This window comes from Paenibacillus sp. FSL L8-0340, from assembly GCF_038593145.1.
Lineage (GTDB): Bacteria > Bacillota > Bacilli > Paenibacillales > Paenibacillaceae > Paenibacillus_AQ.
Window position 1 is genome coordinate 2374514 of sequence record NZ_CP151967.1, and the last position, 23613, is coordinate 2398126.

Annotated in this window: 22 protein-coding genes; 15 read left to right on the plus strand and 7 right to left on the minus strand. The window is 48.0% G+C overall.

Annotated features, from left to right (window positions below; all coding sequences use genetic code 11):
- The first annotated feature begins 8 nt into the window (after positions 1-8).
- Genes NST07_RS10395 through NST07_RS10405 form a run of 3 tightly spaced genes read left to right on the plus strand, consistent with a single transcriptional unit; the run spans position 9 to position 3591 of the window.
- A complete protein-coding gene (locus tag NST07_RS10395; RefSeq protein ID WP_341091501.1) occupies positions 9-896 on the plus strand; it encodes a sugar ABC transporter permease in 888 nt (295 codons plus the stop codon).
- On the plus strand, positions 893-1723 hold the full coding sequence (locus NST07_RS10400; RefSeq protein WP_341091503.1) for a carbohydrate ABC transporter permease: 831 nt from the start codon (positions 893-895) through the stop codon (positions 1721-1723). The genes NST07_RS10395 and NST07_RS10400 overlap by 4 nt, the downstream gene beginning before the upstream one ends.
- Positions 1724-1749: 26 nt before the next feature.
- Positions 1750-3591: a beta-L-arabinofuranosidase domain-containing protein gene (locus NST07_RS10405; RefSeq protein WP_341378040.1), complete on the plus strand. Its 1842-nt coding sequence runs from the start codon at positions 1750-1752 to the stop codon at positions 3589-3591.
- 135 nt (positions 3592-3726) lie between these two features.
- Here NST07_RS10405 and NST07_RS10410 read toward each other — a convergent pair whose 3' ends face one another.
- Together NST07_RS10410 and NST07_RS10415 are read right to left on the minus strand one after the other, a co-directional pair.
- On the minus strand, positions 3727-4992 hold the full coding sequence (locus NST07_RS10410) for a TerD family protein (RefSeq protein WP_341378041.1): 1266 nt from the start codon (positions 4990-4992) through the stop codon (positions 3727-3729).
- A gap of 51 nt (positions 4993-5043) precedes the next feature.
- On the minus strand, positions 5044-5607 hold the full coding sequence (locus tag NST07_RS10415) for a hypothetical protein (RefSeq protein WP_341378043.1): 564 nt from the start codon (positions 5605-5607) through the stop codon (positions 5044-5046).
- Between the two features lie 167 nt (positions 5608-5774).
- Between NST07_RS10415 and NST07_RS10420 the strand changes: the two genes are divergently transcribed.
- Both NST07_RS10420 and NST07_RS10425 read left to right on the plus strand, forming a co-directional pair.
- Positions 5775-6110 (plus strand): RQC-minor-1 family DNA-binding protein, encoded by a 336-nt coding sequence (locus tag NST07_RS10420; protein WP_341378044.1) that lies wholly within the window; start codon positions 5775-5777, stop codon positions 6108-6110.
- 42 nt (positions 6111-6152) lie between these two features.
- Positions 6153-6362 (plus strand): hypothetical protein, encoded by a 210-nt coding sequence (locus tag NST07_RS10425; RefSeq protein ID WP_341378045.1) that lies wholly within the window; start codon positions 6153-6155, stop codon positions 6360-6362.
- A gap of 360 nt (positions 6363-6722) precedes the next feature.
- On the opposite strand, the gene NST07_RS10430 is transcribed toward NST07_RS10425, so the two are convergent.
- From NST07_RS10430 to NST07_RS10445, 4 genes are read right to left on the minus strand one after another with little or no spacing between them, the layout of a single operon-like run.
- Positions 6723-7727 carry an ATP-binding cassette domain-containing protein gene (locus NST07_RS10430; protein ID WP_341091510.1) on the minus strand — a complete coding sequence of 335 codons (1005 nt, stop codon included), beginning with the start codon at positions 7725-7727 and terminating at the stop codon, positions 6723-6725.
- Positions 7724-8506, minus strand: coding sequence for an ABC-2 family transporter protein (locus NST07_RS10435; RefSeq protein ID WP_341091511.1), 783 nt, complete (start codon positions 8504-8506; stop codon positions 7724-7726). Before NST07_RS10435 ends, NST07_RS10430 begins: the two co-directional genes overlap by 4 nt.
- 28 nt (positions 8507-8534) lie before the next feature.
- Positions 8535-9353 (minus strand): ABC-2 family transporter protein, encoded by an 819-nt coding sequence (locus tag NST07_RS10440; RefSeq protein ID WP_341091512.1) that lies wholly within the window; start codon positions 9351-9353, stop codon positions 8535-8537.
- Complete coding sequence (locus NST07_RS10445) at positions 9353-10546, minus strand: serine hydrolase domain-containing protein (RefSeq protein ID WP_341378046.1); 1194 nt, start codon at positions 10544-10546, stop codon at positions 9353-9355. Before NST07_RS10445 ends, NST07_RS10440 begins: the two co-directional genes overlap by 1 nt.
- 447 nt (positions 10547-10993) lie before the next feature.
- Between NST07_RS10445 and NST07_RS10450 the strand changes: the two genes are divergently transcribed.
- The gene (locus NST07_RS10450; protein WP_341378047.1) at positions 10994-11947 is read left to right on the plus strand and encodes a serine/threonine-protein kinase; all 954 of its coding nucleotides are present in this window, start codon (positions 10994-10996) and stop codon (positions 11945-11947) included.
- 114 nt (positions 11948-12061) lie between these two features.
- On the opposite strand, the gene NST07_RS10455 is transcribed toward NST07_RS10450, so the two are convergent.
- A complete protein-coding gene (locus NST07_RS10455; RefSeq protein ID WP_342481492.1) occupies positions 12062-14071 on the minus strand; it encodes a VWA domain-containing protein in 2010 nt (669 codons plus the stop codon).
- Between the two features lie 417 nt (positions 14072-14488).
- On the opposite strand from NST07_RS10455, the gene NST07_RS10460 reads away from it, so the two are divergent.
- The 9 genes from NST07_RS10460 (at position 14489) to NST07_RS10500 (ending at position 23609) form a co-directional block, all read left to right on the plus strand.
- Complete coding sequence (locus tag NST07_RS10460; RefSeq protein WP_341091517.1) at positions 14489-16657, plus strand: transcriptional regulator; 2169 nt, start codon at positions 14489-14491, stop codon at positions 16655-16657.
- A gap of 121 nt (positions 16658-16778) precedes the next feature.
- Positions 16779-17204 carry a hypothetical protein gene (locus NST07_RS10465; protein WP_038589056.1) on the plus strand — a complete coding sequence of 142 codons (426 nt, stop codon included), beginning with the start codon at positions 16779-16781 and terminating at the stop codon, positions 17202-17204.
- A 125-nt stretch (positions 17205-17329) separates the two neighbouring features.
- Complete coding sequence (locus tag NST07_RS10470) at positions 17330-17752, plus strand: DnaJ domain-containing protein (RefSeq protein ID WP_341091518.1); 423 nt, start codon at positions 17330-17332, stop codon at positions 17750-17752.
- A 48-nt stretch (positions 17753-17800) separates the two neighbouring features.
- Entirely contained in the window at positions 17801-18349 is a 549-nt protein-coding gene (locus NST07_RS10475) for an FHA domain-containing protein (protein WP_341091520.1), read from the plus strand.
- A gap of 27 nt (positions 18350-18376) precedes the next feature.
- Positions 18377-18910, plus strand: coding sequence for an FHA domain-containing protein (locus NST07_RS10480; RefSeq protein WP_038589064.1), 534 nt, complete (start codon positions 18377-18379; stop codon positions 18908-18910).
- The gene (locus NST07_RS10485; protein ID WP_076110616.1) at positions 18907-19776 is read left to right on the plus strand and encodes a protein phosphatase 2C domain-containing protein; all 870 of its coding nucleotides are present in this window, start codon (positions 18907-18909) and stop codon (positions 19774-19776) included. Before NST07_RS10480 ends, NST07_RS10485 begins: the two co-directional genes overlap by 4 nt.
- An 88-nt stretch (positions 19777-19864) precedes the next feature.
- Positions 19865-21634: a serine/threonine protein phosphatase gene (locus NST07_RS10490; RefSeq protein WP_342481493.1), complete on the plus strand. Its 1770-nt coding sequence runs from the start codon at positions 19865-19867 to the stop codon at positions 21632-21634.
- Complete coding sequence (locus NST07_RS10495; RefSeq protein WP_341378050.1) at positions 21631-22923, plus strand: normocyte-binding protein; 1293 nt, start codon at positions 21631-21633, stop codon at positions 22921-22923. Before NST07_RS10490 ends, NST07_RS10495 begins: the two co-directional genes overlap by 4 nt.
- Positions 22920-23609: an iron-dependent peroxidase gene (locus NST07_RS10500; protein WP_341378051.1), complete on the plus strand. Its 690-nt coding sequence runs from the start codon at positions 22920-22922 to the stop codon at positions 23607-23609. The genes NST07_RS10495 and NST07_RS10500 overlap by 4 nt, the downstream gene beginning before the upstream one ends.
- The last annotated feature ends 4 nt before the right edge of the window (positions 23610-23613 follow it).

The window sequence follows — 23613 nt, forward strand, 5'->3', positions numbered from 1 at the left end:
AGGCAGCTATGCGAAAGGGACTGTTTTACGGACTATTATTTACGTCTCCGGCTATACTCGGGTTTATTATTTTTACACTGGGTCCCATGATTGCAAGTCTGGTGCTTAGCTTGACGGATTATAACGTATTTAAGGAGCAAACTTCCTTTATTGGTTTTCAGAATTATTCGAGAATGTTCTCAGGTGAAGATGAGCTGTTCTTCAAATCGTTAGGGGTTACTTTCTATTTCGTTATTCTTCGGGTGCCAGCCGTTATTATTCTTTCTTTTTGTATTGCCTTGCTGCTGAACATGAACGTTCGGGGCAGAGCCATATTTAGGACGATTATCTATCTTCCCAGCATTGTGCCAGCCGTGGCATCGGCGATGATCTGGATGTGGCTGCTGAATCCCGACCTGGGACTGATCAATTCCGTGCTCAGCTGGCTTCATTTACCAACCAGCAACTGGTTATATGCGGAGAATAGTGTTATCCCGTCTGTTGTACTAACCACATTATGGGGAATTGGAAGTACGGTGATTATTTTTCTGGCAGGCCTATCAGGTATTTCCAAACAGTACTACGAAGCGATTGATGTGGATGGTGGAGGCTGGTATAGCAAGCTGCGCCATATTACGATTCCAATGGTTACACCGACGATATTTTTTAATACCATCATGACCATCATCGGATCCTTCCAGGTATTTAACGAAGCTTATATTTTAACTGAAGGTGGACCGAATAACAAAAGCTTGTTCTATGTATTTTACCTCTGGCGTACAGGCTTTAGAGATACCGAAATGGGGTATGCATCTGCTCTGGCGTGGATCCTGTTCATCGTCATCATGTTCTTTACGGTTATTGTATTTAAAACCTCGAAGTCATGGGTGTATTACGAAGGAGGGGAGCGTACTTGAGACAGTCAAAGCTTTCCCTTGGATCTGGTTATGCAGCGCTTATATTCATCTCCCTTTTGTTTATCGTACCGTTCGTCTGGTTAATCCGCAGCTCGCTCATGGATTTATCGCAAATCTTTACGATGCCGCCGGAATGGATTCCGAGGCCGTTTCATTGGGATAATTTCCATAAAGCCCTTACTGTGCTGCCGTTCGATACTTTTTTCACCAACACGATTATTATTGTAGCTAGTGTTCTTGTAGGTACAGTCTTAACGAGCAGCATAGCAGCCTTCGGATTTTCACGGATCGTGTGGAAGGGCAGGGATACAGTATTCGCTATACTTATGTCCAGTATGATGCTGCCTGCTGCCGTAACAATCATTCCAAGCTTTCTTGGCTGGAAAATGTTTGGTTTCTACGATACGTATTATCCATTAATCGTGCCTGCTTATTTCGGTGGGGGAATTTTCAACATTTTTTTATTGCGCCAGTTTTACTTGACGATCCCACGGGACTTTGATGAAGCGGCATTCGTGGATGGAGCTACCTATTTACAAATATACACGAGAATTATACTTCCGTTAAGCCGTTCGGCGGTTATCGTAGTTGCACTGTTCAGCTTCCTGGCTTCCTGGAATGATTTCATGGGCCCCCTGATTTATTTAAAAAGTGATCATCTCTTTACCTTGGCGCTTGGGCTGCAAATGTTTCAAGGTTCGTACACTGCGCAGTGGGATTTGCTTATGGCGGCTTCAGCAGCAGTTGTCTTGCCTTGTGTAATCGTATTTCTAATCGGACAACGATATTTCCTTGAGGGGATTACATTATCAGGTCTGAAGGGGTAATGACAGGAAAGTGAGGATACCTCATAATGACAAAAATTAAAACACATCTAAGTAATTGGCAGGGTGTGCCGTTCACGAATGTAACCATTGAGGATGTTTTCTGGCGTCCGCGTCTGGAGGTGTTGAAAAAGGTTACGCTGCCTGCCTGCCTCACGAAATGTGAGGAGACAGGGCGTATATCGAATTTCGCCAAAGCGGGAGGCTTAATAGAAGGGACTTTTGAAGGCATTTATTTCAATGATTCCGATGTCTATAAGGTCATCGAAGGTATTGCCTATTCGCTTATGTCGGAGCCGGATACGGAGCTGGAAGCGCAAGCGGACCGGATTATTGACCTTATAGCCTCCGCCCAGGAACCGGACGGTTATTTGAGCACTTATTATACGCTTGAAGCACCCGAGTCCAAATGGACGGATATGGAGAAGCATGAGATGTACAATGGAGGGCATTTAATCGAGGCAGCGGTTGCTTATTTTGAGGCAACCGGCAAGCCTAAGCTTCTTGATGTCGCTTGTAAATTGGCGGATCATTATGACAGTCTGTTTGGTCCAGGCAAACGCCATTGGGTGGAAGGCCATGAGGAAATTGAGCTTGCTCTTGTAAAGCTCTACCGTGTTACCCGGGAACAACGATATTGGAAGCTCTCCTTGTGGTTGCTTGAGGAACGTGGACATGGATATGGAGTTGGAGAAATATGGGACACTAAGGAGTGGGGCCCTGCGTATTGCCAAGACGATGTTCCGGTCAGAGACATCCAGCGGGTGACTGGTCATGCTGTCCGGGCGATGTATTTATATACCGCTATGGCGGACGTGGTTCACGTGTCGGGGGAACCTGATTTTGTTGATGCCCTGCATAGAGTATGGTCACATACGGTAGAGCGCAATATGTATGTGACTGGGGGGATTGGTCCATCCGGCCATAATGAAGGATTTACACATGATTATGATTTGCCGAATGAATCCGCTTATTGTGAGACCTGTGCCGCTATCGCCATGGTTTTCTGGAATCATCGCATGAATCTGTTGTTTGGAGATGCCAAATATGCGGATGTGGTGGAGCGGGAAATGTACAATGGCGCTTTGGCAGGAATATCGTTGACCGGAGACAAGTTTTTCTATGTTAATCCACTGGCTTCGAAGGGCGATCACCACCGGGTGCCTTGGTTTGACACCTCGTGCTGTCCGACGAATTTGGCACGGTTCCTCCCGTCTATTGGTCAATATTCATATGCTCAGACCGGTCAGGGCATTGCAGTCAATCAATATATGAATGGTGAAGCAGAGATCGTAATGGAGAGTGGGCTGGGCGTTAAGCTCAAGCAAACCACTCAATATCCTTGGAACGGTAAAATTGAGCTTACGGTGGAAGCGGATAAAAGTGATTGTTTCAGCATTTATTTGCGGATACCTGGCTGGTGCAGGGGTTATAAGGTTAAGGTTGGAGGTAAATCCTTGCCGGGAGTTGAGGCGTTGACTGAGCAGGGTTATATCGCTATTCATCGAGCTTGGTCACAGAACGATACGATTGAACTTGAACTGGATATGCCTGTAGAAATCATTCAGGCGAGGCCGGAGGTGCTGGACAATCAAGGCCGGGTTGCCATTCAGCGAGGTCCTATCGTGTATTGCCTGGAGCAGTTGGATAATTCCCGGCTTTCCTATGATGGGTATTCATTTTCTGCCCATGAGACGTTACTGGTGGAGCATCAACCGGAACTGCTCGGCGGCGTTACTGTTCTGAAAGGCAAGGATGGGGAAGGTAGACCTTGTCAATTCATCCCTTATTATGCCTGGGACAACAGGGAATCAGGATACATGCAGGTTTGGATACGGAAAGCGGAAGATAAGGGGCTGTATAGCTTTTAAGAGAAAGAGGAGTTGATCTTCATTGAAGGGCATACTTCAATCATAGTCTTCCGTTAAGGTTCATTCCTTCCGATAAACGGATAATCGGAAGGAATGACGTATATATAACTTTCCCTCCAACGATTCCGAATGCCGCTATTTGCTACCGGCTTCCCATCTTAGATTCCAGTTATAATACTGATCCAATTCCTGGTGCCCGGCGAAATATTCTACGAGTCTCTCCACGCTGAATGTCTCATCATTGTGATTACGAATCATGGCGATGGCACACATCCCCTTATTGTTGTTATGCTCATCCAGCCGGACCTCGATCTCTGGTCCGCTCTGCTGCTTGATGGTTACAACAGCGTCAGCCTCCGACCAGTTCGTAATTCCCTCATAGATGAAAGCAAAGATAACAATTCTGCTGATTTCGGAAAGATAATGGCCATTAATCCGCAGATTCTCGCCCGTGACAATGGATCCGGTGCGGTCATCCCCGTCTAGGGAGATATAAGGCGGTCTGTTCAAGCTTCCGAAGGATTCTCCGAGTGCTTGGACAGAGCCTTTAATGCCATTTTTTAATTCAAACAGACAACCAAGGTCAAGATCGATGCCTTTACTGCCGAACCAGCCCGATGATTTTTTTTGATACCAGTTGAGATTAATCAGTACCTCGCCCAGGGATTCCGTCCCTTTCTGGAGATTGATCATCTCCCCGCGTTTCTTAAGCAAGATGGTATTGAGATCTAGAGGAGGGGCCTTAGGCCGTGACCGCAGCTCTGGGAGAGGAATGGGTGACTGCTGCGATTGAATTACTGGGCTAGAGGGTAGAACTGACGGCACTATGTTATTAACCTTTATTCCATAACTTTCGCATAAGGCAGCTAAGCCTCCTGCATATCCGGAACCCACAGCGCTGAACTTCCATTCATTATTGTATCTATAGATTTCTCCGGCGACAATGGCGGTCTCTACAGAAAAAGCTTTACCTAGCCTGTAGCGGATAAGTTCTGTTCCATCAGCGGCGTTGATAATCCGTAAATACGCATCGTCCAGTAGCGAGAAGTTTTGCTGCCGCTTTTCACCCTCATAAATCGTTAGCGCAAATGCAATCCGTTCGTAGTCCGTAGGAATTTGCCGAAGCTCAACAGCGATTTGGGTGTTATCGGTTAACCCCGCGTAGGCTCTTTTATCGGACAGTAATACAGCTACGGATTGATTCGCAGCAGAAGGGTTGCCATAAAAAATAAGATCGTCATCTTTAGAGACTGTCTGGGCCGGCGTAAGCAAAAAAGCAGAAAAATCAACCTCAACCTCAGATCTGGTATTATGCCAGCCCATTCCTACTATAATACGGGTAAGTAAAGGCTCGTCTTTCGTTAAATTACATTTTTGTCCCTTAATCAGATCAAATGTCATTAGAATCAGCCTTTCAAAAGATTAGTAGCGCTGGATCAATACCTGAGCAGGTTAGAATCTGCCACGTCTTCCGGCGTCGAGATTCGGGCCGTTCAGACTGGATAGCTTCTCCAAGGAATGTTCGTAAATACGTACAATATCCTGCACCTTTTGGAACTCCGGATCCGAAGGACCCAGATTGTCCATGAACATACGCTGCAGGATTTCCTTATAAAACGAAATGCGGCTTCCGATAAGCCCACACTCGTAATCAATGACCTCTTCAACCGTGTGCTGCTCAACAAAATCCATCATGTCATCGGCCGGGCTATCGTGTGACTCCCGCTCATTGCGTGCAGCAATCGGAGTGTTAACATTCTCGAGGTTAACGGTGGAACGTATATCGGAAAAAAGAATACTTTCTTTCGCCAGCATTACCTGAAAAGGCTTGTGCTTGAACAACTCTTGTACGACAAGAGTGCACATCGCCTGATTCCCCAGCAGCATACCATCAAAAGGGTGAAGAACCCATCCCCTGTCATCCCGGTACAGGCTGAACGTGAAGTATTCACCTCCATATTCATATTTCAGATTGATTGCAGTCTCTGAAGTAAGCTCATATTGAAATGCATCCATTGTTCTACTTGCGCCTCCTGCTTCTTTGTTCTTTGTAATTATATTAGCATAGCAGAATATGGGGAATCTTGGGAGAGCGGATTTTCCCCTTTATTATTTACAACGGATTTAGAGATTTGGTAATGTATAAAAGTACATGTACATCCCAATGGGTAGGAGGAGACGTGATGGGCAAAAAAAGCCCGAAAGTCAAAGTTCAGTTGGATTCTGGAGATATTCGCACTCTGGCAGACCAAGAGATCAAAGCCATCCTTCGTGCTGCTGATGAACTAATTATGACTGGAGGGAGGAACCTGCTCGCCAAAATTCTGAAAGGCTCTAAAGACAAGAGTGTGCTAAAGCATGAGCTTCAGCTATCTCCCGTCTATGACTTTTATCATGAATTGAAGCTGGAGGATATTATGCATCGAATCGACTGGATGATCCGCAAAGGGTATCTGGAAATCGAATATAGCGACAGATTGCCGTTGATAGTTTTTTCGGAAAAAGGGTGGGCTATATAACGTGAAACATATGCTGAGGAGTTACTGCTCAAGCTTGGCTCATTGCTGGACGGGCATGACTATTCTTATGTAGAAACGCTTAAGGATCGCAATCGCGGAATGATCCTTCTACTGATTGAGAAGATCAAAGGGACAGGCAATGCCCGTTTTGTGCCCCTGCTTAGAACCTGGCAAGCCATAGAATACAAGAAGGTGCAGGCAGAACTCCAAAGTGCTGTACAGTATTTGCTAAAAGAAGGCCAGATTAAGTGATGTGCGAGGAAGAAAAAGCAATGGGTTGGTACTATTTCGCGCCCGCCTGATCCAACCCTAAGCCCCAAACACCAGCTTCTGCGATAGGTTATCGAGTCCCTGAATTCCTTCTCCTGAACTTCGGACCCACAGCCTTTATTTTCTCTAATTGACACATTTAGCAATGCTAACGGACCGTGCTGCACTTATTCCCCTCCATCAGGCATGTTTCACGCGGAAGGTCAGCAATTAGCTGCATCTGAGTCCGGAAGGTAGACAAAACAGTGTTTATGGTGGAAATAAAGGCTCCTAGGTCCGTAGTAATTCACACGACTCCTTCACCATACCTTACAGTAATATGATCCAGCAGGAGTCAAACCGCTAGCCGGGCACCCCACCCGCATTCTCATAAATATTCATGACCACCTGCTGGATCGGCAGTTCCTTGACCGAAATGTCGGAGAAGCGGTGCTTCCTGGAGATTTCTTCAATAAAATCGCTGATTGAAATAAGTGCCGTATCCACTTCAAGCGTAATTTGAAAGTCTGACGGGCGCTCGACCACCTTGGTGTAGGCATTGTCGAAGATGGTTTTGTGCACAGACTCTGCAAAAGTAAAACTGACCCGTTTCTTATCCCCCAGAAAAAGCTTCAGCTGCTGAAGCGATTCATCAAAAACCTTTTCCCCGTGGTTAATAACAATGACCCGGTGGGCAAGCTCCTCCACATCCTCAAGATCATGGGTGGTCAGAATACACGTCATATTATGCTTCTTGTTCATCTGGTGAATGAATTCGCGGATTTTGACCTTGGCGATCACATCAAGCCCGATGGTCGGCTCATCCAGAAACAAAACCTCCGGCCGGTGCAGCATAGCCATGACGAATTCGCATTTCATTCGTTCGCCAAGGGACAGCACTCGTGTGGGCTTTTCAATCACATGTGCAATATCCAGCATCCCCGTCAGCTCTTCCAGACGGCGTTTAAAGTCCTGATTGGCGATTCCGTAGATTGCCTTGTTCATGTTGAAGCTGTCGATAGGCGGAATGTCCCAGATCAATTGGGATTTCTGACCGAATACGGCTCCGATTTTGCCGACATAGCGCTTCCTGTCCCGGGCAGGCGAATAACCAAGAACTTGAATTTCACCGCTTGTGGGAAACAGCGCACCGCAGAGCATTTTGATCGCCGTTGATTTCCCCGCCCCATTGGGACCCAGAATACCGCAGATTTCCCCCTGCCCAATGGCAAAGCTGATATCGTTGACGGCGTTGACCACGACCTCTTCACGCTGGAAGAAGCTCTTAAAGGTCTGACCCATACCTGCGCCCCGCTTATAGGTTTTATACGTTTTAGTCAAATGCTTCACATCAATAACCGGCATCATCCGCCTACCCCCTCGTACAATCTGATCATATGCCGGTAAATCCATACTCCTGCCGCCAGAAATAAAAAGCAGGGCAGAACAGCAGCGAAATCGCTGGCATGCACCCGTCCTAGGAGAGCGGAAGCAGGGAAGAAGCCTACCATTCCCACAGGAATTATCATCGTGGCCAAAGCTTGTACAGCCTTCGGAAATATGGGCAGCGGATATTTTCCAATGTGCAGCACACTGTCAGCAAGTTCGGAAATTCTCGAGTTGCCCACCCATTTGAAGGACATAGCGGCCATCATTAGAGATAGTCCTGCCAGGACCGCCGTCCCTGCGATAAACATCCCGGCAAATTGGAGCCAGAATAGGACCGGAATGGTGCCGACATGCATAGCGGAGAATATGAATAGCGAAACCCCGCCCAGAAACAGGCCAACACTTTCGGTAGAAAATGTTGTGGCAACAATAAAAAACAGCGGATTCAGCGGTTTCATAAGAATAACCTCGAAGCTTCCCTCACGGACATGCGACATTGTGGTCCAGAGAACGCCGCCGAAAATAAGGCTAGAAAGGCCGCTGGACATGGTGAATACAGACTGGATCAACAACACCTCAAACAAGCTCCAACCGGGAAAGCTGGTGCCCGCCCGGTAAATAAGCAGGGTCACCAGCGGAAACAGAATGTTGCCGGCCAGGGTGATCAGACTGCTGATAATGAAATTCATACGATAGGCCACAGCCGACTGCAAAGCAGAATACATGCACTGCCTGTAAATATCCAGATACCGTTTCATGTAAAAAACTGTCCTTTCATGGGGGCATTCACGCGCCGACAGCAGTAAACTGCTTCATGGCCAGACGGCGAACAAGCTCGTTTAATCCGAACGTAACGAACAAGGCCGCCGCCTGTATGCCCACGGCTTGCTCAATGGAAAGCTCAACGCCTCCAAGGGAGTAATGGCCGGTAAAAACCATTGCAGGCAGGTAGGCCATGTACTGGAACGGCAGGAAGAACTGGATCACCTGAAGCCAGTGCGGAAAAAAATCAAGCGGAATAAGCGCACCCGAAAAAATACCCGACACCAGCATAAAAGCGCTTCGTATTCCAGCTGACTGGACAAGCCAAAATGAAGTCAGGCCGATCATGTAGTTCACATAAAAAATCATTAGAAAGGCAAGCAGCACCGACAGAAGCATCCATGGAAAGCTTGCCGGCCGCATATCAACTCCAAAAATAAAAATGAAGATCAAGAGGCAGGGTAAAAATTCAAACAGGAAACCGAGAGACCGATGCCCGATCTTCTGAAACAAAGCGAAAGAACGGTGATGAATCGGGCGCAAATGAAAGGTAAGAAACTTACCGGTGCGCACAAGCATGGATAAGTTCCAATCGGCAAAATCCATGACCAGGTAACCGATAAGCGCAGTAGCGCCGAAATAGCGGATCATTTGGGGGAGTCCGATACCGCCGAGCGAAGCATGATCTCCATATACCGCCGTCCAGATATAATATTGCACCATAAAATATACAGGACCGACGATAATGGACACCATGGAGTGAGTGCGGTAGGCACTCCATTCCTTGTAAGTTACCTCCGCCACCGTCCGGCAAATAAGCCATTTGCGTTGCAGGCTATTCATCAGGTGAGTCCAGACCAAATGATATTAGTTACATTAAATAGGCCCTCTGCGTACCAATTATCACCGGTAAAAGGCACAAACCATACAGCGGCAAGCTGCTCTGTAGGGTCGATGGCCATGCAGCAGGCTCCAGCGCCTTCATGAAAATAGCTGGTTGGAGAGTAGAGGAAGGCGGGGCCTCTCCTCATATCCAGTCCAATGCCATAGCTCCGGTCTTTGACATCGTTATCCCAGCAATAATCGGGAACCCCGTACAGGGTGCGGGTCGTGATCTTCTCAACCGCTTTGCGGCCGACGATACGGGTATCGCCCAGTGTTCCCATACCTAGGAGCATGTTGGCGAACCGGATGAGGTCGGCTGGCGTAGAGGCAAGGCCTCCGCCGGTGCTGGAGACTGTATCCCACAGCTTTTCCTCTGGAGAGACTTCAGGCAGATTACCGTTAATTAGATCGTTCAGCCGCTTCTCACGTCTCTCGTTTCTTATAATGGCGCGTCTGGCTAGCTCCGGCGTCAGTTCCCAAACAGTATCCTTCATGCCAAGAGGCTTCAGGATTTGCTCTTCTATGTACTGTTCCGCGGTTACGCCAGTCACTTTCTTGATGATTTCTCCGAGCAGGCAGAAGCCAAATGAGCAGTACTGCCATTCCTCGCCGACTTTTTTATTGACCCCGCAGCTCAGCGCGGCTGTGATCCAGTCCGGATCCCCATTCTCAGGGTTATATTTTTCGAAATATTCACCGATTAATTGCCAATAAGATTTATGATAGGGAACTAAGCTGCCCGCACAGTCGGGAAACAGGCCCGAGGTATGGGTCAGAAGGCTGTAAATATCGATTTTGTTAAAAGGGTCCACGTTAAACTGCTCCAGGAACGTGCTGACAGGAAGGTCAAACCGGAGAATACCGTCCTCCACAAGCTTGGCCATTGCTACTGAGGTAACGGCTTTAGTAATGGATGCGATATTATGAACAGTTGTCGGTAAAAGCGGCTCGGCCCTGTCTTCCCGGAACGAAAGCGGTCCCATAGCACCGTGCATAAATGTCTTTCCATACCTTGAGACGCAGTAAGCTGCGGCCTGGATTTTATTTTGATCAATCAGGTTCTGGAAGTGGTTGTGCAAAACCCCGATTCTCGAAGTATCATAACCTACCTCTGCCGGTGAACAGTCGGTAATGCCTGGCGTAAACAGCATACATATATGCCTCCTTGAAATTATTAGCACCATGCAAGGATACCTAATCTATCTAAGCGCTTTCACAGGAACTCGCTTATTCGTGCCGCTCTGCATGGTAATAGCTTTCAGCACGATACCACTTAAGTATATTTCCAGACATTGGATGTTACAATGGCGAATTTGTATATAACCATACTTGCCCGGGTGATGTGTTGTGTATGAATCTTAATAAAGGATGATATTAACAAAGGAGAAAAAGATTGCAAGAATGGCATGTAAAAAGGTATAAATATATATGTGACTTGTCCGGTAGAGATTTTTGACAACATTTTTATATTTTTTTGGTGACTGATTAAAAAATTGAGCAACAGCGGTCGATAAACATCATATACGAATAATGCAATATTCATATTCACTCGATTTGCATGCAGTCTAATAGAATTCTAACAAAAGAGAGGGCTGGCTGTGGACGGAAAATCAAATGCTTCTGCCTTGCCGCGTAACACATTGCTGAATGGCGTCTATCAGATCAAAAAAGTAATATCACGCAGTGAGCTTGGAATCGTCTATTTGGGAAGGGAAAAGGAGACGGGAAAACCAGTCGCAATTAAGGAGTTTTATCCGGCGGTGCTGGCCCGGCGAAAAGCTGATAAGCGTACGGTTGAAATTCGATTGGGGAATAGTCTGGACAAATATGATGAGCTTCTGCATTCGTTTATGCAAGAGGCGGAGCTTCTTTCTGAATTGAAGCATCCTCATCTTCTGAAGTATCTTGCTCATCTGGAAGCTAACGGGACAGGATATATTATTATGGAATACTGCCAGGGAACATCTCTGGATAAGTGGCTGAGTGCACGTGGAGCGGTTGACCGCGCGTTATTCATCAATCATACCTTACTACCGTTGGTGGAGACGCTGGAATACATACATACTCAAGGCATTATTCACCGGGATATTAAGCCCTCCAATATTATGATTATGGAAGATGGCACTCCGAAGCTTATTGATTTTGGGTCTGCAGTCCGGCTTCCGCTTAAGGAAGGGGAGAAGCAGACAATCTTTACATCAGCATGCTACTCTCCCTTGGAGCTTTACTCTGAATTGTCACCTCATAATGAGATGTCTGATATATTCAGTCTGGCTGCGTTATTACATTATTGCTTCTGTGGTGAAGCACCTGCCGATGTGAAGCTGCGCTTGTTCGATGAACAAATTCCTGCGGTTAGGACCAAGAATCCGGAAGTCAGCCGCTGGCTGTCGCGAACCGTTCATTGGGGACTGGCCATGCGCCAGGAACAGCGTTGCCCGTCACTCGCCAAGTTCAGGAGGGCACTGCAAGTTCAGTCTTTTCTATGGAAGTGGAAAGGTACAGCAGTACTTGGGAAGGCAGCGATGGATCTGTCGTCCGGAAAGAAATAGGACAACCTCTAAAGGTTGTCCCATACGGTAACCGGTAGTGATCCTGACTTGAGGGTCACTTTTCTTTTGCCTGGAAGCAGCTCTCGCACGGAATCCCCGGTTATTCTCCACAGCTTATATAACTTCCGAATCCCTCTGCTGGCCTACATAAATATTAGTTTTTGGCTTAATGGCCTTATAACGAATCTCAATCTCCGTCAGACCATCTTCGAACGTAATATAGAGCCGGTCGTTGTATTCAAGGACTTCCTGCTTGCCACGCTCCACAGGGGTTCGCCCATGTACGACGGTGCAGCGGGAATCATGCCGGACGATCAAGGTTTCATTCTTGCCGGCTTTGAACCAGATATTCCCTGCTTCCGGAACATGTTCCCGGATCTCCATCATGTTAAGCAATTCAGCCAGATTCATCCTGCGCTGTTGAAACGAGGTCATCGGCCAGTGGGTCACAGGAATATCCGTACCGCTTGCAGTACTTAGGAAATAACCTTCCAGTCTGCCGCGAAATACTGGCTTTGGCCGCAGCACGAACCAGTACAGCAGTCCAACAGCGATCAGCAACAGTACGGAGAGTACGCCAATACGCAGCATCTTTTCCACCATGGAAGTGATATGTACAGGGATTCGGGCGGTTACTTTGGCGCCTTCATCATCTGTGGCTGTTACTGAGAGATAGGACTTTCCTGAATGCAGCGAAGACAATAAGAGTTGTCCATCTTTGATGTCTGCTTGAGCCAGGCTCCGATCTCCTTGTTCTGTATCCACGGTATAAGTAAGCGAATCCTTATTAGGATCTTCGAAGTAGCTGGTTAAGTCAAGCTTAACAGCTCCGTCATCCTTGGATAAATCAATGGATTTATTCAAAGCGACCGGCGGCAGATTGTTAATCTCGATGACTGCAGTCTTGCCTTCTCTGTAGAAATCCGAACCGTCTACACGGATATGGTATTGGTATGTATTTGATTTAGGAAATATGTAGGTGCCCTTAAAGCCGCTTCCCGTATTGGTTAGTGGAATCCGTTCAACTTTGCCTTCTTTGGGTGTTACGATCAGTTCTGCTTTTAGCCGATTGTAAATATCGGTATCCTGAACTTTAGAACGGTCGTTTATTCCGTATAGTGCAGCCTCGAAGACGGTAGCTTGTCCTTTGAGCACCTTTTGTCCGCCGGATATAGCGGCTTCGGCACGCATATTGTAATTTCCAAGCAGATTGATTTTGACAAGATCACCGGCATGTCCGCGGAATTTCAGCACGAAATTGCCTTTAACCGGCTTGACGATTTTCATCAACGAGTATTTATCCGATTGAATGAAGCTTACATTGCTTGATTTGTAATAGAGCTGGGCCTCCGTTACCGGATGCTCCGACAACATGATAATATTGGCGTCAGCCATGCTGGAGTTTGGAATCTCCACTGTGATTTCCTGAAGGGAGCCATTTGCTGTAACGGCTGCTACGGATGTAAGTACGGATTGAATCTGACTGGCAAAGATCTGGTTAAATATTTCAGGCAAATCGTCTGCACTTCCGGTAATAAAAGAGGTACCGCCCGTCTCACTTGAGATCCGCTCCAATTCACTTGAATTGACCTTGCCTCCATTATTAAGGCCAACGGTGTAAATCGGGTATCCTGACTTTCGGGCCATGTTAATAACTTTGTCCACATCATTTGCAGAATCAGCAAAAGTCCGTCTACCGGAGTTGTTCCCAATATCGGTCTCTCCGTCGGAGAGAAGGATGAGGAAGGGTTGTCTACCGTTTGCCCGGGATTTCGCCAGCAGTTCAGCGCCGCGCCGCAGTCCAAGGCCAAGATCTGTGTAGCCAGTCCGCTTCAAGCTGTCGATCTTGCTCCGTAATTGCTGTCGTGCGCCGGAAGACGTAATATCCGTGAGCGGGACAGAAGAGGTGATCCGGTCGTTGTAGGCCACGAAGCCCAGCCTGGTTTTTTGCCCCCCGCTCATATCCATGAACATGCGGATAACTTCATCGGCTATCCGGTCCTTGTCCGTCTGATTCATGGAGTAGCTGACATCCAGCACAAACATGGCATCCAGACCTCCTGCCGAAGCGGAATTGTTCTTGCCGGATGATGCGTAGCTGGAAGTCCCGCCGTTTCCTGCCAAGCAACCTGAAATCAGTATTATCACTACTACAATTTTCCTGAGTGATCTAAAGTACATAAGCTGCGGAATCCCCCCTTGTATCTGTTTAGGCCTAAAGTTATTGATGCAGCTCCATAAAATGCTGGGATAAGGTTATCATCGGTGGCTCATTGAGGGAAAATAAGGAAAAATTACAAAATAGTCCTTTTAGTCTAGTTAGTCATAAAAATGATTAAATGGAACTATATGCCTTTATATTGACAAAAATTATCTTTACTGGTTAAGATGGGTCCCATGAATCTAAAAAATATCGCTTCAAATGGCAGTATTTAGTCGAATGGTGTAACCAAAGACTCACGAATGCATGCCGGGTAACAGAAAATAATGGAGGGGGGAAGGCATCCTCATGAGCCTTTTTTAACATGGGATGCTGCCTGAATGGACATTATCAATCAAACGAACCGAACCTTGCTTTTTGAGGAAATCAACCCGGAAAAGCTCGATTTGATCACCATCGTCGGGGATGTAAAAGGTATCGACAGCTTGAGTGACGATAAGATCAAAGAGATTAATGAGCATCTTCTTGTGCACAATTTTGATGAGTTCCTCGACAAGTTTTCACCGAGCATTTACTCCTTTTTTAATGCGGCGAACCAGAAAGTAATGTATACGCTTAAGAAGCCTGAAGGCATTCCGGATGATACCATTTCGGAGATTAAGATTGATCAGAGCAATGACTTCCTGCGAATGTTGTTCACACTGATCGATACGAAAAGAAGCCAAGGGATTACGAATGTTGATTTCAAATTTGAAAATTTGCTGGACATGATCTCTCCAAAGAAGGTTATGGATGATATCCGCCAGGTCCGCAAAGAGATTCACTACATGTACGGCCAGTACGACAAGCTGGATGACGGAGATCCCAAAAAACTGGATGTCGGCGATAAACTGAATATTATGTTCGAGGAAGCCAGCCGCAACTATAACAATGTCATGGCTATGCTGCCGCTGGCCATCGAGGATATCAAGACTCGGCTGCTGCTCGGCCGGGCGCAGGAGGATACATCTTCCGAATTGATTCAAGTAGGCCAGCTTACCATCGGCGAGAGCGGTGAACTGAAGATCATCGAGGCTCCCAAGAGTGACAGTACCGACCTCATGCTTCTGGATGAAAGCACGAATACAGATCTCACACAGGTATTTGCTGAAGATTACGGCTCTTTGTCAGAATCTCCGTCTACTTATGTGCAGGACCTGGTAGTACGCACATTCTGTCCGCTTCCGGCGGTCCGGGCTGAAGTCAACGCCGCACTGGAAGTACAGAATTACAATACATACCTGGAATTCTATAAGAATGCCAAAGATGATTTCGTCAAGACGGTTAAGCCGTTAGTGGAAAAAATACTGGGTGTTAAGATGTTCTTCGACCAGTATGCGGTTAAAAACAAAGGGATGCAGCCTTCGATGCTGATTGCCAACAGCAAGCTGGATATGCTCGTGAAGAGCAGCAATATCCCGCGGCTGGAGACATATTTGAACACAGTGAACTCGAAAAATGAATTCTCCGATACGATCTGGTACGGGATTGTTCCTTCCGTTGAGCTAGAGACAACCGGCAAGGTCAAAGTTAGCCGGGAACGTTTTCGCGGAAACGACAAAGTGGTCAAGCAGGATGGCAACAGCATGGAATCACTTACAATGCTGCTCCAAGTCATCAAGGACTACAAGGTGCAGTTGTTCTTCAGCTTCGAGTCCGGCGAGGACACTACATTCAGCAGTATGGCTACTGCCGGAATCGACAAGTACATTGACAAATGTGCAGGATTGACACGGAAGGAATACAGTGAATTTGCGATCCCGAGTGCACCGAATTTCACGGTGATTCCTAAGGAGAAGTCCGGAGTTATCATTGACAGCAGAATGCTGCAGACCGAGAACGGTGTGGAATTGTCCAAGGATAAAGAAGACATTCTGAAGCTTTGGATCGAGGGTGTCTATATCGGAGCCGCTTATGTTGCCGCTGGTATTGTAGCTGCTTATCAATGTCCTGAATATCTGAGAAGCAACTTTAAGAATGTAAACCGGGAATTTCCGGGAGTACGCTTCGATATCGAAGCGGGAGACAACAGTCTGCGCTCCGTAACAACGATGACCAAGGAAATCTCGGGGTTCACGAATACAATCAAGGACTCCATTAACCGCAAGAACTTCGGATTTATTTTCTCCTCTGAGAACGCACAGCTTCAGGATACGGATATCAAACGGATTACCGTATATAAATCGAGAAGTATGGCTATGTCAGAGGACGGATATGATTCCATTTACAAAACACAGGTGAGTACCTATATCGAACGTTTCCTGCGCTTCCAGACCGGAGATTTCAAGCATGAGAACATAGTGAAGTTCTTCAGCAACAATCCGAGCAGCCAGAAGAGCCGCTGGTTGGGCAAACGCGGATCGGTTAACTCGATCATTCAAGAAGGCGATGATATGAGCTATATTATCGACGAGAAGAGCAACCTGTGCCATATAGATCTGGTCTTCAACGGCAATGTGAAGAATCTTGAGGTCATGATAACCAAGGGAACCAGCACTGTTAAGGCTTAATCATTCATATAACAACGATAAAAGATTATATTACAGAACTTATTAAGGTATCAGAGGCTTGTTCATCCGAGCTAGCCTTTATACATATTTCAACACTATTTTTCGAGGAGGTTTTTTATTTATGGGTTTTATTTTAAAAGTTGAAGGTGCAGAAACAATCGAACTGGGAATGGACAATATTCGTTCTGTTGTGTACGACACGGACACTCCGGATGATTCAAACGCAAGATCGACCGATGTTGGAGCAACCCTGCGCATCACTGGTAAAATTATCACGGCTACTGACGGCGATAATGCAGATGACACCATCAAGCTGGCGCTCTGGTCTATTGTTCCTGCTGAAAAAGCGGACTGCTACCGCAAAGTAACGCTTGAAGTTATTGCAGCAGACCAAGTAGTGCGCAAGATCCATTTCCCTAACGCATTCGTTGTGGATTACACAGAACGTTACGGGGACACCGAAGGTGTTGGTGAGTTCACACTGTACATCAAACAAAAGAAAGACAAAACCGAACTTACCAAAATCGATGGCGGATTCTCGGCCTAATATTAGGTAATCGGACTGGGACATCGGGCTGGCTGTGTCTGCCTGATGTTCAGAACATTAAGGGGCCTTTATGCGCCTCTTAATGTTTATTTATCTCTAAATCGTAACGGGAAGCGGTGAGGCGTTTGACAGATTATTATGAAGTGCTTGGTATTGCCCCAAATGCATCATCCGCCGAAGTGAAGCAAGCTTACCGGAAGCTGGCCAAAAAGTATCATCCCGATACGAACGGAGGAGATCCGCAGGCCGCCGAGCGGTTTAAGCAGGTTCATGAGGCCTATAAGGTACTAGGTAATGAAGAGTCAAGGACGGCTTATCAGTCGCAGTCGCGTACAACCCGGGCATCCGGAGAGCCGCCGGAGAAGCCATCCGCAGGCAAGGAGCGGGTCAGTTTTGATCCGGGAAATATGGAAGAGCAGTTCGAACGTTTTTTTGGTTTCCAGCCGAAAAAGGAGAGTGACCGGAGCATCCCCAAACGCTCTGAGCCAGCAAAAAGTATGGAGTCATCGGAGCTGTTTGAGCGCTATTTTGGAATCCGAAAGAAGTGATCCGGCAGTCATTCTGGGGCGTAGCCCGGTAAGGCGGAGGTTATGGGAGTGAAACAAGGAAGGTCGGTCTGGACCCTGGTGCTGGATCTATTGATAACAGCCATCTCGGCTGTAATATTCTATTACATATTTGTGGTTGCAAAGGTTAGGGGGGCACAGGTGGTTGCGGCAGCAATCCTTTTGTTGTCAGTAGTCATAATTGCAGTCAGAACAAGACCCAAGAAGATCAAGGTGCAGAATAAGGTCAAACCCGGCAGCAAGGTTGTAAAGCTGGTGCTGCTGAGTGAAGACGGTGAAAGTGTAAAGGAATGGTACATAGAAGGCGAGACAAGTGTTCTGATCGGCAAAAGCTCAAGGCACGGTGAAGCGGATATAGATCTGTCAGATACACCTTATGCTTCTCTGATCAGCGCCCAGCATGCTGTGCTGAACAAAGCATCCGGCAAATGGTACATAGAGGATATTGAATCCTCCAGCGGTGTGGGTATACGGAAAAGCAATCAGAGCAAAGCAGTTAAATTGGAAATCGAGGAACCCAGCCTGCTTGAGGCGGGGGACTTAATTTATATTGCCAACACGAGGATTCTGGTGAAATGAACAACACATGCGGGGGTATGAGAGCGAATGAGTCTGACAAGATGCGCTAACGGACATATGTTCAGCACAAGAAGACACGGCAACACGTGTCCTTACTGTAATCTTACCGTGGAGAGCCCGGCTCCGTCCGGCAGCAAGGGAGCAGCCATTGCTATGGCGTCCCGTCCTTCCGAAGATGACAGAACGATGCCGTATTTGGGAGAGGCTACCGGAATTGAACCGGTGACGGGTTGGCTGGTCTGTATTGAAGGGGCACAAATGGGACAGGACTACCGGATTATGGCGGAGAAGAATTTTATCGGCCGCTCGGAAGAGATGCATGTGCGCATTCTGGGTGACAATACGATCTCCAGACGCAATCATGCGGTGATTGTCTATGATCCGAAGAAACGCAATTTCTACTTGCTGCCCGGTGATGCTTCCGGACTTGCCTATCACAATAACGAGGCGGTATATTCCCCGGTAGAGCTGGCTGCTTATGATGTTATTCAGCTGGGACGAAGCAAGTTTATTTTTGTTCCCCTGTGCGGTGTTCACTTTGAATGGGAGCAGCAGCAATGAATACGCTGAAGCAACTGCTGGATGATAGTGCATTGACCCCATACTGGATGATTGTTGTCTGGATATTGCTGATCTGGCCGCTGATTATGTTCAGGCATCGTATTCAAAAGATGCCGAAGGCTGGCACCGGTTCCGGGGACGGAATCGGGAACGGCCAGACGATCGGTGCGCGTGAAGAGCAGGATGACTATTTTGCGACGGTCAATATGCCTTTCGGATTGCTGGCTGTGCTTGCGGATGGAATTAGCGGTTTGAGCGGGGGAAGGGTGGCCAGTACGGCGGCCGTCCATACTTTTGTCAAAGAATTTCGGGAACTGGAGCGCTTCCCCGATCCGCCGGAATTCTTCGGTGATGCGGCAATGAACGCCAATGGAGAGATCATGAACCAGTTGCACGGAGTGCAGGGAGGGACCACGCTGGTAGCGGCGCTGATCCGCAGTAGTATGCTCTACTGGGGGGCGGTAGGGGACAGCCTGTTGTTCGTATACCGCGGCGGTATTCTGATTCCGGTTAACCATAAGCATACGCTGGAGAATACGCTGCAGGAACAGTATCTGTCCGGTGAGATTACCGAGTCGGAGGCGCTAGGCAATCCGCAGCGCAAGACTCTGGTCAATTATCTCGGGTCCGAGAATTTCAGGAGCATGGAGCTGGCAGAAGAACCTTTTCAGCTGTATAAGGGAGACAAGATTATGCTGTGCAGCGACGGGGTATACAACACGCTCACGGAAATGGAAATGGAGACGATACTGTCCCGGCCGCTGTCACCCTATGATGCTGCTCAGGCCATGATTGATTTGATAGAGGAGAAAAGGCTTGTACATCAGGATAACGCTACAGTCATTATTGTGGAGAGGCGTTGGTAGAACAGGAGATGTCCCGCCGGGTACATAGCATAAATCATCAATACGGGAAATGGGGATACGCATGAGGAAGGAGAACAGCGATTTTTTAATGAGTTTCGTCTCCGAATCGGGTTCTTTTATGACTAACCGGGATTTTTTCGGGTGCGTTGAGCTGGAGGATAAGGCCTGTTATATCATTGCCGACGGATTGGATTCAGATGAAGAGGCTCACAGTGCCGAAATGATTGTGCAGACGATTCTGGAGAGCTTTTTGGAGAAACCCACCCTCTCCCGGCGGCGTTTGACCGATTACATCCGGATTGCCCATGAGTGGCTGCATTATGAGAGCCGAAGAGTCCGTCTGAAGGCCAGTATACTAATTGTGGTGACGGATTATACGAAGATGGTATGGGCATCGGCCGGGAATGCGAGACTTTATCATTTTCGCGGGGAGCGCCTGATCTTGAAAAGCCGGGACCACAGCCTTGCCCAGCAGATGGCAGACGAAGGACAAATTGCCGAGGACAAGATCGATACGAATGATGAGCGTGGCAATCTGCTGCAATATGCCGGGATGCCGGGCAAGCTGAAGCCTTATGTCTCCGGGAAGATTCCGCTGGCAGATGGCGATGTGCTGGTGATGTGCACCTCCGGGTTGTGGCAGGCTGTCGAGGATGCGGAGATGATTGATTCTGTCCAGGCGGCTAATGATCCGGTCATGCTGGCGGATACGCTTGAGGAAGTCATGCTCAGCAAACAGCGGATGCGGATAGACAATTATACGGCAGCATGTATCTACGCTAATAAGACCTATCAGGAAGAGCCGAAGAACCGCAAGAAATGGATCAAACGCATTCTTATTATTCTATTGACGGTGCTTCTGGTAGGTGGCGCCGGGATCTTCTATAAGGTCAAAAGTGCGGCTAAGAAGGCCGAATTAGCTGCCGATATGCTCCAGTATGAACAGAGTGCTGACGTGTATGTTACAGAGCAGGAGTATGGCAAGGCAGTATCCGACTATAGTCTGGGCCGCAACAACTCGATCAAGCTCAAGGACCGGATTCATAAAAAGCTGCTGACAGACAAAATGGCGGCTGCGCAAAAGCTGGTTGACGGCGAAGCCCACCTCAAGGAGGGGGATATTGTAAAAGCCAAAGCGAGCTATACCAAAGCGCTGGAACTTTCGGAGCCGTACAGTATCTTCAAGCGGCAGGCGATTGAGGACAGACTGGGACAGATGAACGCCTTCCAGAAGGTACAGGACTGGCTTCGGGAAGCAGATCTCAAATTCCAGAACGGGGACTCCAGCGGAGCCATTACGCTGTACCTGCGGGCGCGGTCCTCCGCCACGGAGAACGCTTATAAAGAGGCTCTTGCCGAAATTACAACCAAGCTGGAAACGGCGGAAGCCAAAAAATCGGATGTGGAGCGGCAAGTAAGTCAGCTCCAGGCTGATAAGCTGGAAGCCAAGGGCGACCGTTACAATGAAGCCGCTGATTACAGCGGGGCGCTCGATGCTTACGCAGCGGCGCAAGAGGTCTATCAGAGTATTGATATGCTGGAACGGGTACTGGCAATGGAACGCAAGATCTCCAAGCTGGAAGAGAAATTGAACCCGCCTGTACCTGCTGTAGATCCGAATGCTGCCGGAACTGCAGACCTTACGGGAAGTATGGGTTTGCCTCTGGTGACTCCAGATGAAAGTACGGATAACAACGGAAATATCACAGGAAATTCAAGTAATAATGAAGCTGGTAAGGGTTTAGAGGAAAGTGCCGCAAAAGGTGCAGCGGGCACAGAACCGGGCAGCGGCGTAGATGCCGCGCTGCCAAAAGAGGAAACGGTCCAGAAATCCGCTGAAGAGGAGGTGCAGCCATGAAAGATATCATTCGTGACCGTCTGAACAAGATGGAGGATCTGGAGCAGCGCCGGATGCTGAAGGATGTAATGACTGGTTTATTTCTGAATCTGGTGGAATATCAGGAGACGCTGAACCGGCAAATTGAGGAGCGCGTCTTCAATGAACTGGAGCCGGAGGAGGTGCGGCATGATGTGTATGCGTCACTCTGTCCCCGCGAAGAGCTTGATCCACTGCATGAATTCCTGTACCCCATGGTCCCAGGCGATTCAGAGCCGCAGTTTATCAATCTGGCGGAAGTTGCGGCTGCCTTATCGAAGCAGGAGGAAATGAAGTTATGTACGCTGTTCCTCCAGTGCGATACCTCACAGATTCGCTCGCTTACCCGGAGCAAGCGCCAGTTCAAGGGTGAGATGATCACCAGCGGAGGCCGGTATGAGATAACAGTCCGGCTGAAGCAGAGCTCAATGTACACCGAACGCATTGAAGAACTGTACCGGATATTCCGTAAAAACAGCCTGCCGTGGAAAACAGTCCACATCCCTTATGCCTACAAATTTATGGACTGCATCCTGATATCCTGCGGTTCGGAGTGGGACAACCAGGAGACGGTGAAGCAGATTTCCATACAGTTGGAGGAATTGGAACCGTATAAACATATGAATCTGGTGCCGATCTGGAATATTCAGAGAATGGAGATGAAGATCGGCGGCTTTCCCGTTCCGGCGGCTGACCGGGTGAATTACGAGCATGTGCTGCCGCTAAGAAGAACAGGCACAGAACACGGATATCTTGTAGATGGCGAGGAAGCAAATATCCGTTATATTAAACGCTCGGAGGAAGAGATTACAGTTGTATCTCCGCTGGATAAATCGGATTCCTGGACCATGCTGAAGGTGACGAGGCCCATGAATTCTGGAATTGGCCGGATGCATTATCCTCTTTTGTCGAACCGCAGACAAGAAGGGTATATCGGCAGATATGTCCGGCAGGCCGGCAGTCCGGTTCGGTCCAAAGGTGGCATTGCCCGTTTGACCGGGGCATTTGAGGTTTCGCGGGAGGTAGAACTGGAGGATGTCAAGATTCTGCCGCCGGGACAGGAGATTCCGCTGACTTATGAACTGAACAACTTCGTCAGCGACCAGGTCCGCGTACAGACGGATAAGTACCGGATGCGCCTTCTGTTCAGAGCTGTGGCCAGGGATCGGTCACTTGCCGGATCCTATCTAAGTGACGATGTGCTCAGCTTCCTCGTCTCTGAAGTTCAACTGGTCTTTCCGGAGTACCGCTGTGAAGGAGCCTGGGTATGAACTATATTTGGGATCTGCTGGTTCGGTCGGGGCGGGCGGGAATGAAGAGGAGCGACATTCACTTTGTTCCGGCGAAGGTGTATTCACCTTATATGGAGCTGAGCCATACCGATCTCAATGCGGCTGCTGTGGAGCAGGAGGTTGAGGTGAACCCGTATTATCGTTTTTACGATATTTTCAGAGACTTGTTCGATCCTAACAACGCTGAGGATTCCGAACTGCGTGAGACTTTATTCGATCTGATCATTCATTTCCTGGCTGAATTGGACCTGATGCAGGGGATGAACAAACGGGAATATCAAATCCGCTTCACACTGCGGGAAATGCAGGAGGGAGTCTTCGGAGAACGGATTCGGCAGCGGCTGAAGCTGTTTGGACGGGAAGAGCAGGAAGTCATCGCCGGGCATGTTCTACGGCTGTTCGATACCGGCGAAGCGGTGCATCTTCTGCGGGAACTGCTGGTCCGGATGTTCCCGCGTTCCACATTATATGCGAATTGTGAGGATAAGGACGAATTGCTGCTCTACATTGGTGAGGAAGAGCGCCCGGAGACAAGGGAGAAGCTGGAACTGATTTTGGAGCTTTTTTTACCGGTACGCTTCGAAACGGAGATTTACTGGAAACGCCATTTCGGCATTATCGACGTGGATCACACGATGGTTCAGGATTGCATTGCCATGTATTAAAGGA